Source organism: Microcoleus sp. F4-D5, assembly GCF_036704885.1.
Taxonomy (GTDB): Bacteria; Cyanobacteriota; Cyanobacteriia; order Cyanobacteriales; family Microcoleaceae; genus Microcoleus.
In genome coordinates this window covers 18,698-36,104 of the sequence record NZ_JAUBSX010000043.1, presented here as the reverse complement: position 1 = coordinate 36,104, position 17,407 = coordinate 18,698, and the positions used below count along the sequence as shown (strand labels likewise).

The following is a 17,407-nucleotide window of genomic DNA, read 5'->3' as shown; positions in this document are numbered from 1 at the left end:
AGAGCGGCAGCCCTGTCACGCGCGCGTGAAGAAGGCTCTCAAACACCTTCCATTTGGTTGTTGACGACGTTAGCGCAGCCGGAGAAGAGGATCGCACTCAGCCAGCGGGCTGGTCAAAGAGCGGCTATCGCCGCTATTGGGAGTGACCTGCTCATTTAAGTTTCATCCATTCTTAACAATTAGAGGGGTAAAATCAGTTCGCAAAAATTTACTCAATCCTAGTTAAACTTCTTTATCTTCTGTTCTAATATAACGAAATGAGCAAGTTAACCATCTCTGAAGCTGCTAAACTGAAAGGTGTAAGCGTCTCAACCTTACGGCGGTGGGAATCTGAAGGAAAGTTAATCCCAGATCATCGCACTGCTAATGGTCATAGACGTTACGATTTAGCACAATTGTATTGTTGAAGAACTCAGAGAAGTCGCTCAAAAACTTTAACAGATTATGTACGCCATTAAACTCGAACTAAAACTTAATAACTGCGAACAGACTTTAATGGCGCGACATTCTGGTTATGCGAGGTTTTGCTATAACTACGCCTTGAATCTGTACAAAAATGCAATGGATATCAAGATCGGTAGTTCTAAAAAAGTAGCAGCGATTGAAAGAGTTTTTACCAACCACGTAAAAAAGCTACCGGAATATCAATGGACTAACACTCTGTCTTCTAGAGTTTACAAGATGACATTCCGGCACTTTCAAGAAGCACTTTCTCGTTATTTTAAAGGATTAGGAAAGTTTCCCACCTTCAAACGGAAGAAAGATGGCGATTCATTTACTGTAGATGCAGCCGATTGGAATCATTCCATTTTGTTAGAGCCATCCAAGCGAATAAAAGTGCCAACATTGGGGACTTTTAGGTTAAAGGAAGCCATTCCATTCAAGTGTATGGCTCAGACCTTTACTATTTCTCGCTCAGCTAACAAATGGTATATTTCTTTTGCTATCAAAGCCGAGAAAGTTCCACCTTTGCTGCACTCAATCGCAGAACCCGTAGGGATTGACCTCGGTGTTTCCACCTTTGCCACCCTTAGTGATGGTACTGTATATTCTTACCCGAAACCACTCAAAAAAGCGAAAACCAAGCTGAGTAAATTACAGTGGAAGAATAGGAAAAAGCAGCTAGGAAACCGTCGATTGGGAATTAAAGCATCCAAAAATGCTCAAAAATATTATCGCTCCCTGGCGAAAAATTATGCAAAAGTAGCCAATCAGCGGCGGGATTTCTTGCAGAAAACCACAACAGAAATCAGCAAAAAATATGCCCACATTCGGATCGAGGATCTGAATGTGAGCGGTATGCTGGCTAATCACAAATTAGCAGCATCGATTTCGGATTGTGGCTTCTATGAGTTTCGGCGGCAGTTGGAATATAAATCGTTCATGCATGGTACGAAAGTTGAAGTTGTCGATCGTTGGTATCCGTCCTCTAAGACGTGCCACCAATGCGGTAATATTCAACCCCTGCCATTAAAAGAACGAGTTTTCAACTGTCAATGTTGTGAGCTGCTAATCAATCGAGACTTGAATGCGGCGATTAATTTGTCTCAAGCCCCTTTTGAGAAACTAAGGCTAGTTCGGCCTGAAGTTACGTCTGTGGAGTAGAAGGGGCCGTCCCCCTACGTTGAAGCAGGAAGCTAACGTTGAATCTGAGTCGTCAGATTTAAGTAAGTTTAGTAGAACGGTTAGGGACTTTCAGTTACTATGCTGTGTACGAGCCACTTACTGAACATCCCGCTCTCGCCCTCGATCTGGAACCATACCACCTCGGTTCAGATGATGAATTTCCCACCCATGCAATTGTGTGCGATCGCTTGGAAGGAAAGATGTACGTCGGAGATTACCCAGAAGTAGAGAAATTTCTCAACATCCAGCACCCGCCGCTGCCCACTCTGTCACCAGAAGAAGTTGAACAGCTCAGGCATTGGATTGAGGAAGAACTGGCAAACTTTGACATTTCCACGTTCCAGAAGTTGGGGATGTTTGAGTTGTTGGCAGGGCACAATCAACAACAAAAGCAGGAGCTAGTGGAATTAACGCATTGGCTTGACCAACAACTAACTGAAAATTCGATCCGGCGATACGTCGAAGCTGCTAATAAAGGTAATTGGACAGCGATTTCTGTACTGCAAAGATTTTTGCAACGCATCCATTAAATTTGGGTACAGCAGGATCATTCCCATTAAACGAACGCAATCTTTCCTTGTAACTATGAGAGGGATTGGTATTAGTGCCAATTTCTAGCAACACTAATTAATTGCCAAAAACTATGTCTATTACCGTAACAAAAATAAAAACACAGAATCAAGTAGTCGCCATTGGAGAAAGAGCGCTTGTACAATGCGTTAAAAGCTGTTGTCCTCCCAGTTTTGAATCAAGATTTCCAGGGAAAGTCATCCCTTTCTGGATTCCTATACTTCCCGATCGACCGCACTCTGATGCAGAGATTCTCAAGTTTGAACCGCTCCACTATCACTTTGACTTTCGCTTTTGGCATGACCGACTTATCAACTTATTCTTCACAGATGGGGAAACAGCAGAAGATTGGCAAGCACGAGTTCAATTAGCTTGTGAAGTTATCGAAATAAAACAAGTGGTGCGGTTGTGCTACCGCAATATACCAATCCTTTCAGCAGACTACAACTTCTTGCCACGCTTGGAGGAAGCTTACTCGAATTGCTCCTTGCTGCCTGGTAATATTTGCCCCCACAAAGGTTATAAACTTTTGCCAAATACCAAGCACCCTAATTTAGGAACCTGCCCGGGTCACGGCTTAGCATTTAATTTCAAAACAGGGCAATTATGCCGGAGAAAGGAATTTACACAGCTTGATTTCAGTTGATTGATTTAGGCGAAGATCGCGCGGCAATTTCTTTATCAAGAAATTTGCCTGAAAACCTGTCAAAAAAAGTCAGGTGCAATCGATTCACAGCTATGAACTTATGTCAATCTTAAAAGGAAGTCGAGATTTGATTTCGGCGCTGCCGCTAAGAGATTTGAAGGGGATGCCACCTTCGATCGAATTGCCTGCTAATTTTGCCAAAATTCACACGCCGCGCTTTGAGTGCGGCGAGATGGTGCGCTGGACGGGTGTTGGCTCAGAAGCCGATCGGGGAATAGTTATTGGCAAATTTTACAACTGCGAACCGCGCCGGTGCTGTTGGATGTGGTGCTACATAATTTGGCTGGCTCCTAATTCCAAGAGCGCTGCTTGGTGTCAGTTTGATACGGCGCGGGAGGAAGATTTGGAGGGGTTTGAGGATGAAAAAGCCGCATACTTTGACAGATAGAGATCGCAATTTAATTGCAGCTTACAGCCAATGCCAATTGGGAATGACACCGAAGCAGTTTTATGACAAGTGGGCGGTGAGTTACGAGGAAATCGCTTTTATTTGTTCCCGTTCTGATTCTACAGTGCGGGGTTGGTTTAAAAAGGGGAAAAATCGAAGATTTCCTACTCCTGTCGATTTGCGTCATCTGGCAGTAATGGACTTTCTGCTGGAACATTTTGAGGAAATTCCAGAGGCACTGACAACCTTGCTATGTCGGCTTTCTGAAGATAATAGCGTGCATTAGTATAGCATTTCTCAGGTCTGGAGGAGACGCACTTGGGCGCTCGCCTTGCGAAGGTAATTGGTAATTGCTTGAGTGTATACCTCACGCCCCGAAAAGAACTGCTATAGTGGCGCGCATGCTTGAAATTAGTGCATTGAACGATTGTTCGTGTTTTCTAAAATTGATAAACTTCAGAGATTTGTAATGCCTCATTTCCAAATAGACGCGCCACTATTGTTTTTGATTTCACATAGAGCGAGTTTTTTCAGCATCAAAAGATAATTTGAGCTTGTTTCACCACAAACAAAGTCAATTGTCAAGATCGCCGTGACCTGTCTTTGACAATATTGTTTCAATTAAGGTAATGGCTGGTAATTAAATAAGAACACAATTTGTTACTGCGCTCTGGAGGTTAAAATGACCTATTTTGAGAAGTTGCACCCGTGGTGCTTAGTTCGCTTACTTCCTAATTGCCAGCGTATTGTTGTGGCGCGATTTCGCAAGAGAAACGATGCAGATGCTCATTTGCGGGTTTTGCAACGGTTGGTTAAAAATCGCACATTTGTGATTGTTTTTGACACTGAAGAACAGCCAAGATTGCCTCAAATTTGATGGAAAAAGCTTATTTTGAAGTCGAATTAGTCAAAGGACATTCATTAGATTAATAACTCCGCTACTCCAAAAATAATCCTAGCTACAAATCCAACTGATAGCTAGGATTATTTTTGATTGGTGCGCTAGGATTGTTTTTGAGTTGTGCGCAATTCATAACTATGTAAAAATTGACGTGCGGTAAACTAAATCGAACAAAATAAAGTTATTATTATCGCCTCATCAATTAATTGTTGTGTAAAGTTCAGCTACCGCTGATTAGTGTTTGAAAGATAATGGAAGAAACCAACCCTATGATTCAAACACTGGTAAAACCGAATTTTCAATTAACTTCTCAACAAAACAACGCCCTCCAACTCCTCGAACAATTTGTAACAAGCTCTAAACGGGTATTCGGGCTATTTGGATATGCAGGTACGGGAAAATCAACCCTTGTCAACCTGGTAGCAGAACAATTAGTCAGTGCCGGAAAGAGAGTCGCTTTCACCGCTCCCACCAATAAAGCTGTAGGCGTATTGCGGCGGATGGCTGCTGAAAAAGGACTCAGAGGAGTAGACTTTATGACCATCCACCAGCTACTGGGATTAGCTCCAGTCAAACAGGGGCAAAATAAAATCCTCAAACAAGTTTCTCCTTCTTTCCTTCACCTGTACGACACCATTTTTCTTGATGAGTGCAGCATGGTTACAGCAGAACTGTGGAATATCATTCAAGAAAGAATTGCTAGCGCTTTGCTCATCGGCAGCAATCGGCAGCTCATCGTCATGGGCGACCCCGCACAATTGCCTCCTGTTAATGGCGAAATAGAAGAGAAAAAATCTCAATCTTTCAACGTACCTGAAAAAGCCGTTTTAACAGAGGTCGTCCGGCAAGGTGCGGGCAGCCCCCTGCTAGAATTCGTAACAGCTTCCCGCACGGCTGTCAAGAACAAAGAGGCGTTCAAACCCTTCTCCAAATTCAGCCTCGATAAAAAAAACGGAGCCTTCCTAGTCCGAGAAAAAACGCTGCTGAAATACGCCTTAAAAAAGTTCTCTTCTACTTTTTCTCAAGACCCTGATTGCTTTCGCATCCTCTGCTATACTAACGAGCGCGTCGCCTACTGGAATAGCAAAATCCGAGCTAAAATCTACGGGAAAAATGCTCCCAGATTTGTTATTGGAGAGAGGTTGATTGCTAAAGCTCCCGTTATTGCTCCCGACGGCAAAACCGTCATCCTGCCCACATCAGCAGAAGTGGAAATTGCCGAATTTCGAGAGGATAGGTACTCTGGCTATAAAGCCTGGAATCTCCAGGTTAAAACCGATGCAGGCGACCGACGCCAAATCTATATCCTCCACGAAAATGACGCTCGCCGATTCCAACAGGACAATGCTAGGCTGCTGCAAAATGCTAAAAGCAATCCGAGCTTATGGAAGGCATGGTACGACCATTGTGAAATCTTTGCAGATATGAGAAATTGTTGGGCAATTACCGTACACAATTCTCAAGGCTCTACTTTCACGGAGGTGGGAATTGATAGCAGTGATATCGGCAGGAAAGTCGCTACTAAATTGCTGTACCTCGCTCGGGTTTGTCCCAGTCAAAAAACTCATTTTCTCAAAGAGTACCGCGACAGCATTCGAGCGCACAATCAGCTTATGTACGTGAGTTGTAGTCGTGCGAAGCGCCGGGTTTTTCTTAGTAAGTGAACCCATTTTAGATTTAGTGAACCGCGCTTTTAGAGTTGAACCCTCTCCACCTAAATTTCCGATTTAGGTGGGGAGAAGTTACACCCACTCAAAGACCACGCCACACATGACAACTTTCCATCGGAAAATGCTGAAAGGGTACTGCCACCATAGCGTTAGCTTGGTGGCAGAGGAATTGAAGCCAAATAAACAAAGCGTTAGCAACATTATTATTCTGGAGCATCTTGGCTTTGGACATAGGCCTCATCGTTTCTCAAGAGTAACGCTACCACAACTAGAGACAAAGTAAGCCCCCGTCCAGAAGACAGGTTTGTAGTAAAACTTGTTAACTTGGGCGGGAAATTTTTTTCTAATTAACCGGCTACTAACCGTTTTCAGGTTGTTGACAAGCTTGCTCATTTGCACCTTTGGGATGTCACTCAATAGTACAGATTTAGTAGGGTGATTGAGGTTAGGGTTGGTAGATTGAGTGACAAGCTGAGTCGTGCGAGCTATTCTCTGGGCAGCTAACGCTCCCCCCGCTTAGCAGCTATTTTAACTCACAAAGATGCAAACCAAATCCCGCACCGCGACAGCTAAAAACCGAAAAAAAGAGAGCGGATTTTCCAAAAGAAAACCCAAGGCAAGTGTTCCCTTAGAACAAACCGAACCTTTGGTCGAAGATGAACCAAAACTAGAAGAAAAATCCGATCGCAATTCTTCCAATAGCGCAGGCGATTCTCCCGACCTTTTACCAGCAGAAATTAAGCTCGTCTGCACGCAAGACAATTTAGCCAACCATCTCGAACTTGTCAGCAAAGCTATCCCAGCAAAACCCACCCACCCCGTGTTAGGAAATGTCCTCTTAGTCGCTTGCAAAAAAACGCAGCGAGTCCAACTCAGCGTTTTCGACATGAGTTTGGCCATTCAAACATCCTTTGAGGCCCACGTTCAATCTCCCGGCGAAATGACCGTTCCTGTCGGACTTCTCAGCGATATTGTCGGGAAATTCTCGCCCGGAGATATCACTTTGGTCAGTCGCGAAACCTTGAATCGCGAAGGTGAAGATAGCGAAGATAACGAAGATAGCGGGAATAACACCATCTTGCCAGAGGCTGTTAGCAACAGTCCAGTTGCTACCTTAATTGCTGCTTGCGGTCGCTATCAAGTCCGAGGGATTTCGAGTGAAGAATTCCCCGCCATTCCTGAAGTAAAAACAGCGCAAACAATTTGCATCCCCGCTGAAACGTTGAAAGAAGGGCTGAAAGGGTCACTGTTTGCCACCGCTACCGATGAAGGCAGGCACATCCTGACAGGTGTTTGCTTCAAAATCTGCCAAGATAGCCTCGAATTTGCTGCCACAGACGGCCACCGTTTGGTTGTCCTCAATACTTCAATTCAAGGTTTTTCTAAGAAGAAACAAGCGGAAATCGCACAGCCTCTAGAGCTTACAGTCCCAGCTAAATCGCTCGCCGAACTGGAGCGAATTTTATCGAGCAGGACATCCACTGACCCAGTAGAGCTTTCTTACAGCACAGAGAGCGCTCTGGTAGAATTCCGGTGGGGAGCGCAGCGCTTGGTGACGCGCTGTTTAGAAGGCGCATACCCAGCTTATCAGGAATTATTGCAGCAGGATTTCCAACATCAGGTAACGCTGGAAAAAGCACCTTTCATCAAAGCTATAGAGAGAATTGCTGTGCTGGCAGACCAGAAAGAAAAAACGCTCAGCATCCGCATTAATAGCGAAGCACAGCAAGTGTCACTGTCGCTTTTCAGAGAATTTGGAAACGGTTTGGAACAGATGGCAGCGCAGGTTAATTCAGACGGCAATTTGTCAATTTCATTCAACATAAAATACCTGTTGTCAGGTGCAAAAGCGATCGCTAGTTCCCAACTCCAAATGCACCTCACTCAGCGCGACGGCCCCGCCATTTTAGTTCCTGCTGGCAACCGCTCCAAGCCAAACATCCTAATGGATGCCAAATACTTGTTAATGCCGATTTTCAAAGAATGATGTCTTTTGCAGAAAAGGCTCGCTTGGCAGAAGTAAAAATATTGAGTTTTTTACTTCTCTCTTCTTCTGAGTGCAAACTCCGCAAATATGACTCTAATTCTCAGCAAACAATTACACCAAACCATTCAATTATGCACGCAGCATTGCCTCAAAAATACCGCCCTCGCAGCTTGTCTGAACTGGCCGGACAGGAGTACATCCAAAGGACACTTTCCAATGCAGTCAAAACTAATAAAATTGCTCCGGCTTACTTGTTCGCCGGCGAACGGGGAACGGGCAAAACTTCAACGGCCCGCATTTTAGCTAAATCTCTCAACTGCACCAGTGCAGGCGAACCCACAGTAAAGCCGTGCGGCAAGTGCCAATCCTGCCGCTCGATTGAAAAAGGCAGCAGCTTAGACGTTGCTGAAATTGACGCGGCTTCCCACAACGGTGTGGATGATGCTCGTACCCTGATCGAGCGATCGCACTTCGCACCAGCTATCAGCCGTTACCGAGTGTTTATTTTAGATGAAGTTCACTGCCTGAGTTCCCAAGCTTTTAACGCTCTTCTAAAATGTTTGGAAGAACCTCCGCATCATGTAGTGTTCATCTTGTGCACGACAGAGCAACACAAAGTGCTGCCAACAATTAACAGCCGCTGCCAAACGTTTCTGTTTCGATCGCTGCCAATCCCAGCCATTGTCAAACAGCTAACAATGGTAGCCCAGAAAGAGTCAATTGCAATTGCCGAAGCAGCTAAAATTGCGATCGCCCGCGCCGCGAATGGCGGGATGAGGGACGCCTTGCAGTTGCTCGACCAGTTGAGCTTATTAGGAGAGGAAATTACCAGCTCTCACGTATTGGAATTGTCGGGGCGGATACCGGAGTCCGATTTAGTTGCAATTTTGAAATCGGCCCGCACCGGCAACGCGCTGAAGCTGCTGCAACTGTCCCGCGAACTGATTGACAGTGGGAAAAGCCCTAAAATGCTGCTGGCGTCGCTGCTAGCCTGCTACCGGGACTTGTTGCTGGCAACGAGCGTGCCGGACTGTGAACGTTTGTTAACTAGCGGGATTTCGCACTCAAAGCTGCTGGAAATTGCCTCTAATTGGGACTGCAACGCGATCGCTGCCGGCCTCGAACAGTTGCGGGCTTCGGAATGGCAGCTCAGCAAGAGCGCTCACCCTACGCTGTGGCTGGAACTCTGCTTGCTGGGATTGGCGAGGATACCACAATTAAAACCGCACGCTACAGAGAGCGCTCTTGCTAACCCCAGGCAGCCCGATCGCACCCAGAAGCTGCCCAGTACCTCCTTGTTGCGATCGCCCCGTTCCAAAGAGCGAGCCATTTGGGAAAAAGTGCTCTCAGCAACTTCTGAGAAGAACCGCGCTTTACTCTGTGCTGCTTCCCTGGTAGCACTGACGGAAAAGAAAGCGGTGCTGGCCGTACCCGCCCAATACCTGGACAAGTTCAACCGAAATGCGGCTAAGGTGCAGAAGATATTTCTGGCTGCAACAGGTGTCTGCTATCAAGTGTCGTTTGAGGAGAAAACCCCATGATTAGTTTGCTGATAGGGGATGACCTCCACGCGATTCACAAAAAGCTTTCTGCCTTTAAAAAGAACCTCGACCCCGCTTGGATGAGTTTCAATTATCACCGCTTTGATGCTTCGGCATTGAATGAGGCGGTTGACTGCGCCTTAACTCCCGCCTTGGGAACGGAAAAAGCAAAGTTAGTGGTGGTAGAAGGGTGTAATTTCAAACAGTTTACTGAAGAAACACTGTTTGTTCTCCAGGTGCTCCCGCAGGTGCCGGAAAAGACGCACCTGGTTTTTGTAGCGCCTTCCATTGACAAACGCCTGAAGGTGGCAAAATTCCTGCTTTCTCAAGCTAAGCTGTTTGAGTTTGACCTTATTCCCCCCTGGCGAACGGATCTCATTGCCCGATCGATCCGAACTCAAGCTTTGGCAATAGGGCTGTCGCTGAACTCAAATGCTATTGATTACTTGGCGATTGCGATCGGCAACAATCCGGCTCGCGCTGAATCAGAACTGCACAAGTTGGCGACTTACAGCAGTGGCGCGAACCTCACTTTAAACTCTGTGCGATCGCTGGTTCCTTCAACCACTCAAAATAGCCTCCAGCTTGCCGAAGCGCTGAGGGAAAATAACTCTAAGAGAGCAGTTTGTTTGCTACTTGAACTTTTGGCAATAGGAACTTTTCCGCTGGCGATTTGTGCGACGCTGATTGCTCAATTTAGAACTTGGTTGTGGGTAAAAGCGGCGATAGTTGGAGGAGTTAAGCAAGACGCTGAAATTGCCCGGATTTGTCAAATTGCTAACCCGAAGCGAGTGTACTTTCTGAGAAAAGAAGTAGCTGCTGTTTCTCTAACATCCCTTTCGTCTGCGGTGTCCCTGCTGCTTGACTTAGAGGGTTCGCTGAAGCTTGGGCGTAAAGGGGATTTTATGTTGCCTGCAATTCTGGCGATCGCCCAACTGTTTTCTCCTAAGAAAGCAAGGAAGCGCGGAGTAAAAGCGATGTAGGGGCGAAGTAGAAGCGATGTAGAAGCGATCTAGGGGCGATGTAGGGGCAATCGCTAGTGCTCATCTAAACCCCCAAAAGACCCCCGCTTACTCGAAGAGAAGCGGTGGAAAGAATGGGGGCAAATTTCGGGGTTCGATGCCCCGAAATTTGCAACTTCAACGTATTTAGCATAGTTTTCAGGTTGAATACGGTATAATGTAAGAACTGCTGAAGTAAATGCTGTAATTCAAGCATCTATTGTTGACTATAGAAAAGATTTTCTGCACAAGCTCACAACTCAACTGGTACGCGAAAACCCAACGATTGTGGTTGAAAGTTTGGCTGTCAGAAACATGGTTAAAAGAGGATGTCAATTCCCTCTTTTTACTAATTTTGAAATAAAACGGGGGAAATTTTATCTTTTTTAGTTAAAAACATTGTAAAACTTCTTAATTAAACTAAATTTACTCCAAATCGCTCCACCAAATGCGCCGGAGGCTAAGCGAATTGCATTCTTTGATTAGCACTCCGCGTTGAGGTTTAATAAATAACTTTGTTACTTTCATGGGGGTTATTTAATCGAGTAAGTTTATTATTTTATAAGGGCAACATTTCGATCGGAAACGAGTTCCTAATAATCAATAATGATTGAAAACACTTTAAAATTAATAGTCTTTTATTATACCATTCTGTAGCGCATTGCTAGTTTAAGAAATATGCTATTCTTAAGAATGTAAAGGCAGCGAACCTTTTGACAGTGAAGGCGACCTGCCGATACAGCCCGCGCCGCCCCGACAGAAAACAACCCCAGTTTTCTATTAGGAAACCTTATTGGTTTTAGCAAGCAACGGTACAAAGCCCCAATCCCCAAATAAACAACCAGGGCTATCCAAATGAATAAAAATGAAACTGTGTCGCTCTCAGTCAGCGACGCGATTCAGTATATCGGTCTTGACCAACTCAAGCCTCACCCTCGCAATGAGGAAATTTACGGAAGCACCGAAAGTATTGCTGACCTGGTAGAGTCGATCCAACTCAAACGCTACGTCCAACCGCTGACCGTCAAAACAGATGGCACGATCGTCAGCGGCCATCGGCGGTGGAGGGCGCTGGCAGCGCTGGGCTGGAAGTCTGTCCCAGTTATTGTCTGCCACTTCCAGACTGAAGGTGATGAGCTGTTTGTCTTGGTAGCAGAAAACCGCCACCGCCACCAAAGTCCTGTACAGAAAATTCGGGAAGGAATTGTTGTGGAGCCTATAGCTAGAGAGCACAGGAACAGACACGCTGCCAAGAAAGCTCGCCACCAAGCTGCTGGCTCAGCAGAGCCGCCGTCGGGCAACCAGCAACCGCTGATGGAAAATTTTCCATTGAACCCGATCGACTTGGGCCTGACTCCAAGGGAAATGGAACTGACGGAAAATATTGTGGCGGCTATAGTCGGCTTGGGGTGCGGCAGGAACTACAGGAAAGGGCGCATTGCCGTCAAAGCTGCCGACGAGCTCAAGAAAGATCGCCCCGAATTGGCTGCAAAGTGGTTGGACATTATTAATGACCACAGCATAGATGTGGGGTACCAACTTGCGAAGATGCAGGAGGACAAGCGAGTAGTGGCGTTGGCTGCGATCTCGTCGGGAGCAGCGAAAACCCCGAAACAAGCTAAAGCTCTGATTAAGGCTGCTTTGAGAAAATCTTCCGCCTCGAAGGAAACCGAGGGCAGCATTAGTAGCGAGCCGGTTCAAGAAGGCGATTGCGGTGGAGAATGTAAAACTTGCACTCCTTACGAACCAATTACGGGTGAGGGAGTCAAAACGCGCTTTGGTCCAGACAGCGCGGGGGCATGGGTTATTGTCAAAATCCCTTTTATTCCTAAACAAAAAATAGCGGAAAGGAAGTGGAATAGATTTTGGGGCCGGATTGTGGAAGTTGGAGCGACTTTGAAAGTCGATATGGGTTCAGAGGTGGTATCGCTCCTTCAATCGGATGTGGTGGCGATATTGAACCCAACGCCGAGTTTTTGCTCAATAGCTGAGCGCATTCTCAGGCTGCAAAGCTTCGGCACGGTGTACGAGTTTGGGAAAATCGTCTTGAACAGGATGCAGAGAAGAGTGGTTTGGGATGCTGCAGCGCTAGCTTATCTGGATGCTGTGGAACAGGTGGAGTTGGCGCGACGGGCGATCGAGCAGGCTTTATAATTATTAGGCTCTCGTTTGCTGGCACTAAATTCGTAATTAGCCCTTGAATTTACCCTTTTAATTCTCGGTAAATCTAGGTATTTTAGCTACTGCTACAACCCCTCGTTCGGGCGATGGCACAACTAGAATTTGTCGGCACCACTGGAACACGGTAAATACGACGGCATCACCCAAAGCGTGCAGCAACCGCAACCCAGTCTCACCCTTCCCGCAGCTATCAACTTAGGGTCGCACCTAGCCTCAAGTCACAGAGTACCTGCGGCTCAAGGTGGACTCTTCCGACGTAGAAAACCTTGAACACCTGCACAAAACGTGCCATAAGCAGGTACATTCAAAAACCAAGTTGAAACGGGCTTGAAGCAAAGCTTGAGCGCAGTGAGATGGAAACTCTCATGCTGCGTTCTTAGGGGAGGGGACAGAGGTGACTCTCGAACCTTACCCGACCACTCCCCTTGACTCTACCTCTCGGCTATACGCCTTATTTAGCAACACGGACATTTGACGGTGGCGGAAGGTCTAAAGGCAGGCGGATGGTAAAAGTACTGCCTTTACCAAGCTCGCTTTGTACCTGTATGCTACCCCCGTGAGCTTGAACAATTGCAGCCGCGATCGCTAACCCCAACCCCGACCCGCCTGTATTGCGAGAGCGATCGCAATTCACGCGATAAAAGCGCTCGAAAATTTGTTTTCGATCCTCTGATGCAATGCCAATTCCCGTATCTCGAACCTCGATTTCAGCATGACCGTTGCTGCGGTCTAAAACAACTGTTATCTGACCCCCAGCAGGAGTGTATTTAATCGCATTAACAATTAAGTTAGAAACTAAGCGGTAAAGTTGATCTTCGTCCCCTAGAACATACAGCAGCTTGCCTGCGCGCACCTGAGATGTCAGCGTCACCTTGGCAGCAAAAGCCATATCCGCGAACTCTTCTACCAAATCGATCGCCAGATCGTTGAGGCAGCAATGGATGTACTGGGTCAAGGTTTTTGGCTGTTCCAATTGAGCCAAAAGCAATAACTCCTCAATCATTTCAGCCAATCGATGATTCTGACTTGCTACGTTTTTTAGAGTATCTTGCGCTTCTTGTTCGGATAGATAAGGCATCCTCAGTACAGATTCGATCGCTGCCCGAATTGCTGCTACAGGAGTCCGCAATTCGTGAGCGGCATCTGCTGTAAATTGTTTCATTTGTTGATAAGATTCGTTAATTGGTTGCATTGCCAACCTCGCCAACCACCAACTAGAACCTCCAACTAGAAGTACCGTAATTGGCAATCCCAGTCCTAAAAACAATTGCAGGGCGGCGAGACGGCTATCGAGGTCTTTGAGACTTCGCCCGACCTGCATATACCCCCAGAGCCGATTATCTTGGGTATGCAGCGGCAGAGACATTTGATGATAGCGATCGCCTCGTCCGTCTTTGAGCGTTTGCCAAGATTTTTGACCGCCACTAACAGGCAATCCTTCAGGATGAGACCCCGCCAAAGCAATCAACTTTCCCTCACGATCGATAAACCGAATGTAATAGAAATTACTCTGATAAATGGCACTAAAAATATGGCGTTTATTAGAACTGTGATTATTTTGGGCGTAAATTTTTCGGTTCGAGCAGCTAGAAGAGGCCAGACAAATATCCGGTAAAATTTGCTTGAAAATAGGCTCCAAAACTTTAGGCTGTTTCAAATTTGGTTCCAGGCTATCGTGTAAAGTTCCCGTAACCGACTCTAGCTCTCGGTCTATTGCCACCAAATGGGCATAAATCATTATTTCATAGACCCCGAAACCGCACAAGCTGAGAATAAAACCCATGACGAGTGCATACCAGAGTGCCAGTCGAGTTCTAGTTTTACGAAACGGTCTAGTTTGCATCATTAAGATTGAACCGATAACCCATACCAGGAACAGTTTCGATTAAACCATCGCAGCCAAGTTCTGACAGTTTGCGTCGCAACAGTCGAATTTGAGCCGCTACCACATTGCTAATACGTTCTGCACTCATTTCGTAAAGATAGTCTAAAAGTTGGTCGCGGGTAACATATTGATTGGGGTGTTTTAAGAAGTATTCCAGTACTTGGAACTCTTTTCTGGTCAAAGGAATAACTTGTTTTTCACCATTGGGGTGCTGAAAACAAACCGTACAAATGCCGTAATCTAAAATGAAGCGACCGACTTGAAGTTGCTGGGGTTGAATATGAGGCGATCGCCGCTGCAATGCCCGCAGTCGTGCTAACAATTCTTCCATACTAAACGGCTTCACCAAATAATCATCTGCCCCAGCATCCAGTCCAGCCACTTTATCTTCCAAGCGGTCTTTTGCTGTCAGCATCAGCACGGGCAAAGCGTTTTTGCGATCGCGCAGCCTGCGCAGCAATTGTACACCCGATATTCCCGGCACTAACCAGTCGAAGATTGCCAGCGTATACTGTGCTTTTTGGTTTTCTAGACAGTCCCAAGCCTCAGTGCCATCTAAAACCCAATCAACAATATATTTTTCTTGGTTTAAGGTTCGCTTAATCGATGCACCCAAGACTGGCTCATCTTCAACTAGCAGGACTTTCATAATAATTAACCGTGTCTAGCCACTGTATGTTTGAATCCGAACTGTACCTAGAGGGATCTCTCCATTTACACCAACCATTTTGCCATAGATTTTGTACAACCAAATGCCCTCATAACCTGGAGTAGTAACGCCTTGCATATTAATTGACAGCTTTGTGTCAGTAGGAAAAGGTTGGGAAAACACAATCCTAGCTTTTCGATTTTCGATAGAGGCTGTTGCCTCAACTTTTTTTCCCGTTTGATTGGTGATTTCAATTCCTTTATGAATGCTTATGTCTTTTGGTAACTCAATTGCAAGTTCTGAAAGGGCTTTTCCCCGGACATAAACTTCAAATTTATGAGTAGCACCTTGAAATTGAGCGCTATTCGGAATTGCTGCACTGCCGCCCAAATGGGTAACTGGGGCATCCTTAAAATTTTGCGCTTGAGTAGCGGTAACGAAAGAGGCAAACAATAGGGTAATTGTTGCAGTGTGAACAAACTTTTTCATGGTGATGCTCCTGACATAATTAACTCATTAGTTTGATAATATTGGATGAAGTTTTCCTTCTTTTCAACTTTATCTACTAAGTCAGAACAAGGCATTTTAAGTAAGATTGAGAGTGCGGTATAAATGTCAAAAAAAAGCAACCAAAACTCCACACTTAGTCATTACTAAAAATGTTAAAAAAAGTCAAGGCAGAAATTTAGATAACTTGCCCTGCCTGTTTGTCTGTAAGTCGGAATCTGACATTAATAGATACGAATCCGAGCTAATCCAAGGGGGATATTAGCATCAATCCCGACGAATTTAGCAGTAACTTGGTATGTCCAAGCGTTAGAAGTCCCTCTTATTTTTACATTGTGCAGAATGATTTCCAGTTTTGAATCAGGAGTAATTGGTTGAGGGAAATTAACCATAACTTGGTTGCCCGTAATAGCCACATCGGCATTAGTTGACTCTCCTGAATTTTTGTTGATAGTGATATTATTGTTCGCTCTCAAGCCTTCTGGAACATCGATCGTCAACTGGGAAAGAGGGCTACTACCTTGAGGAATGTGCAATCGAATCGTGTGGCGAACTATCCTCGATCGAGTTTGCGGAAATTGTACGGCTCCATCGATATGAGGAGTAGATTTTGTTCTAGCACTGGCACAATCTGCAGAAACTGAAACTGCGATCGCCAAGGATACAGCAGCATAAATTAGCTTTCTCACTCTGTCACCCCTCAAAAAAATTGACTTTGTTCATCTTGTTTTAGACTCATTTTTAATCAAAAAGCCTATTTACTTAGATTGACACAGCGAAATGAAACCATAATGAAATTTCTGCTTGATATTTAGTTTTTTTTACAAATGCAAATTTATCCTAATAAAATATATTTAACTTACTGGATAAAATATCTCAAAACATAGATTAACTCGATCGTATAAGCTCACTAATCCTCAAAAGATTCGCAAATTATTGCATATTTTTATCATTAAACTAAGAACGCTCTTTGGATAAAATTGCATTACAGCTTGTCAATCTAAACACTGCTGCATAAATAAGTTGGTAGCGAAGACAGAGAAGCCCGGTTTTTCTAAAAAACCGGGCTTCTAGAGTGCGTTTGTTTACCTTCACCTACTTATATGACCAATTTATCTTCGATCGAATTTTTGACAGAGGTAAATCAATTAGCGATCGCGCTCTGAGTTAGATTCTTGCTGCTCTATAGATTATCGCTTAAAGCTAAAACGACCGTTAAATTTTTCCCCCTTAATGTCTGTTTGGAGAACGACTTTATACTCTCCTGGTGCTGTGTCTGGCAATAGAATCCCATAATGTTTTTCATCAGCTTTGTAGGGAATTTCCAGAGTTTTACTGCTGCCATCGGGTAATTGAACTTGAGCCGTTATTTTGACATCAGTAACTTGCTTATCTTGTTCGTCATTTACAAAAATATCTAAATGACTTCCATCTTTCTGTGGATCGGCTAGAAACTCTACGTGATATTTTCCTACCTCTAAAACTTGACCATTGTGAGCATGACCCCCTTTCCCATCTTTGGAATGGTCGTGACCATCGCCTGCGCTGTGTTTCTCGCCATTTTTAGAATGGTCGTGACCATCGCCTGCACTGTGTTTCTCACCATCCTTGGCAGCCGTTTCTGTTTTAGCAGCCGTTTCTGTCGTTGTTTGATTGGCACTGTTTCCTGAATTAGCTGCTTGATTTTGACCGCTACAAGCAGCTAATAAAAACAAGCTGACACTGCTTAAAACAATTAAGCCGTTCTTCAGTAAATTCATGGTTTGACACTCCTCTATTTATCGTATTTTAACAA

16 protein-coding genes and 3 pseudogenes are annotated in these 17,407 nt (G+C 45.1%); 13 read left to right on the top strand and 6 right to left on the bottom strand.

Going from position 1 to position 17,407, the window contains the following annotated elements:
* Positions 1-257 precede the first annotated feature (257 nt).
* From QUA80_RS19785 to QUA80_RS19750, 8 genes and pseudogenes are all read left to right on the top strand, one after another.
* Positions 258-398 (top strand): annotated as a pseudogene (locus QUA80_RS19785) (MerR family DNA-binding transcriptional regulator); the annotation flags it as partial.
* A 46-nt stretch (positions 399-444) separates the two neighbouring features.
* Positions 445-1,605: an RNA-guided endonuclease TnpB family protein gene (locus QUA80_RS19780; protein WP_333426809.1), complete on the top strand. Its 1,161-nt coding sequence runs from the start codon at positions 445-447 to the stop codon at positions 1,603-1,605.
* 104 nt (positions 1,606-1,709) lie between these two features.
* Positions 1,710-2,156, top strand: a complete 447-nt coding sequence (locus QUA80_RS19775; protein ID WP_333426808.1) for a hypothetical protein — start codon at positions 1,710-1,712, stop codon at positions 2,154-2,156.
* A 113-nt stretch (positions 2,157-2,269) separates the two neighbouring features.
* On the top strand, positions 2,270-2,842 hold the full coding sequence (locus tag QUA80_RS19770; protein ID WP_333426807.1) for a hypothetical protein: 573 nt from the start codon (positions 2,270-2,272) through the stop codon (positions 2,840-2,842).
* A gap of 100 nt (positions 2,843-2,942) precedes the next feature.
* A complete protein-coding gene (locus QUA80_RS19765; protein ID WP_333426806.1) occupies positions 2,943-3,290 on the top strand; it encodes a hypothetical protein in 348 nt (115 codons plus the stop codon).
* On the top strand, positions 3,262-3,576 hold the full coding sequence (locus QUA80_RS19760; protein WP_333426805.1) for a helix-turn-helix domain-containing protein: 315 nt from the start codon (positions 3,262-3,264) through the stop codon (positions 3,574-3,576). The genes QUA80_RS19765 and QUA80_RS19760 overlap by 29 nt, the downstream gene beginning before the upstream one ends.
* Positions 3,577-3,972: 396 nt before the next feature.
* A complete protein-coding gene (locus tag QUA80_RS19755; RefSeq protein ID WP_333426804.1) occupies positions 3,973-4,167 on the top strand; it encodes a hypothetical protein in 195 nt (64 codons plus the stop codon).
* A gap of 275 nt (positions 4,168-4,442) precedes the next feature.
* On the top strand, positions 4,443-5,855 hold the full coding sequence (locus QUA80_RS19750) for an AAA family ATPase (protein WP_333426803.1): 1,413 nt from the start codon (positions 4,443-4,445) through the stop codon (positions 5,853-5,855).
* A 209-nt stretch (positions 5,856-6,064) separates the two neighbouring features.
* Here QUA80_RS19750 and QUA80_RS19745 read toward each other — a convergent pair.
* Positions 6,065-6,284 (bottom strand): annotated as a pseudogene (locus tag QUA80_RS19745) (IS200/IS605 family transposase); the annotation flags it as partial.
* A 118-nt stretch (positions 6,285-6,402) separates the two neighbouring features.
* On the opposite strand from QUA80_RS19745, the gene dnaN reads away from it, so the two are divergent.
* The 5 genes and pseudogenes from dnaN to QUA80_RS19720 all read left to right on the top strand — a co-directional run bounded on the left by dnaN (position 6,403) and on the right by QUA80_RS19720 (position 12,544).
* Positions 6,403-7,848, top strand: a complete 1,446-nt coding sequence (gene dnaN / locus QUA80_RS19740; protein WP_333426802.1) for a DNA polymerase III subunit beta — start codon at positions 6,403-6,405, stop codon at positions 7,846-7,848.
* Between the two features lie 131 nt (positions 7,849-7,979).
* Positions 7,980-9,389, top strand: coding sequence for a DNA polymerase III subunit gamma/tau (gene dnaX, locus QUA80_RS19735; protein WP_333426801.1), 1,410 nt, complete (start codon positions 7,980-7,982; stop codon positions 9,387-9,389).
* Positions 9,386-10,372, top strand: coding sequence for a DNA polymerase III subunit delta (gene holA, locus QUA80_RS19730; RefSeq protein WP_333426800.1), 987 nt, complete (start codon positions 9,386-9,388; stop codon positions 10,370-10,372). Before dnaX ends, holA begins: the two co-directional genes overlap by 4 nt.
* A gap of 219 nt (positions 10,373-10,591) precedes the next feature.
* A pseudogene (locus tag QUA80_RS19725) lies at positions 10,592-10,714 on the top strand (transposase); the annotation flags it as partial.
* A 531-nt stretch (positions 10,715-11,245) separates the two neighbouring features.
* Positions 11,246-12,544, top strand: coding sequence for a ParB N-terminal domain-containing protein (locus QUA80_RS19720; RefSeq protein WP_333426799.1), 1,299 nt, complete (start codon positions 11,246-11,248; stop codon positions 12,542-12,544).
* A 478-nt stretch (positions 12,545-13,022) separates the two neighbouring features.
* Here the strand turns inward: QUA80_RS19720 and rppB are convergent, their stop codons facing one another.
* The 5 genes from rppB to QUA80_RS19695 all read right to left on the bottom strand — a co-directional run bounded on the left by rppB (position 13,023) and on the right by QUA80_RS19695 (position 17,372).
* The gene (gene rppB / locus QUA80_RS19715) at positions 13,023-14,417 is read right to left on the bottom strand and encodes a two-component system sensor histidine kinase RppB (protein WP_333426798.1); all 1,395 of its coding nucleotides are present in this window, start codon (positions 14,415-14,417) and stop codon (positions 13,023-13,025) included.
* A complete protein-coding gene (gene rppA, locus QUA80_RS19710; RefSeq protein WP_333426797.1) occupies positions 14,404-15,105 on the bottom strand; it encodes a two-component system response regulator RppA in 702 nt (233 codons plus the stop codon). The genes rppB and rppA overlap by 14 nt, the downstream gene beginning before the upstream one ends.
* A gap of 15 nt (positions 15,106-15,120) precedes the next feature.
* Positions 15,121-15,594, bottom strand: coding sequence for a DUF2808 domain-containing protein (locus QUA80_RS19705; protein ID WP_333426796.1), 474 nt, complete (start codon positions 15,592-15,594; stop codon positions 15,121-15,123).
* Positions 15,595-15,836: 242 nt separating this feature from the next.
* Positions 15,837-16,301, bottom strand: coding sequence for a DUF2808 domain-containing protein (locus QUA80_RS19700; protein WP_333426795.1), 465 nt, complete (start codon positions 16,299-16,301; stop codon positions 15,837-15,839).
* A gap of 501 nt (positions 16,302-16,802) precedes the next feature.
* Positions 16,803-17,372, bottom strand: a complete 570-nt coding sequence (locus tag QUA80_RS19695; RefSeq protein ID WP_333426794.1) for a hypothetical protein — start codon at positions 17,370-17,372, stop codon at positions 16,803-16,805.
* Positions 17,373-17,407 lie beyond the last annotated feature (35 nt).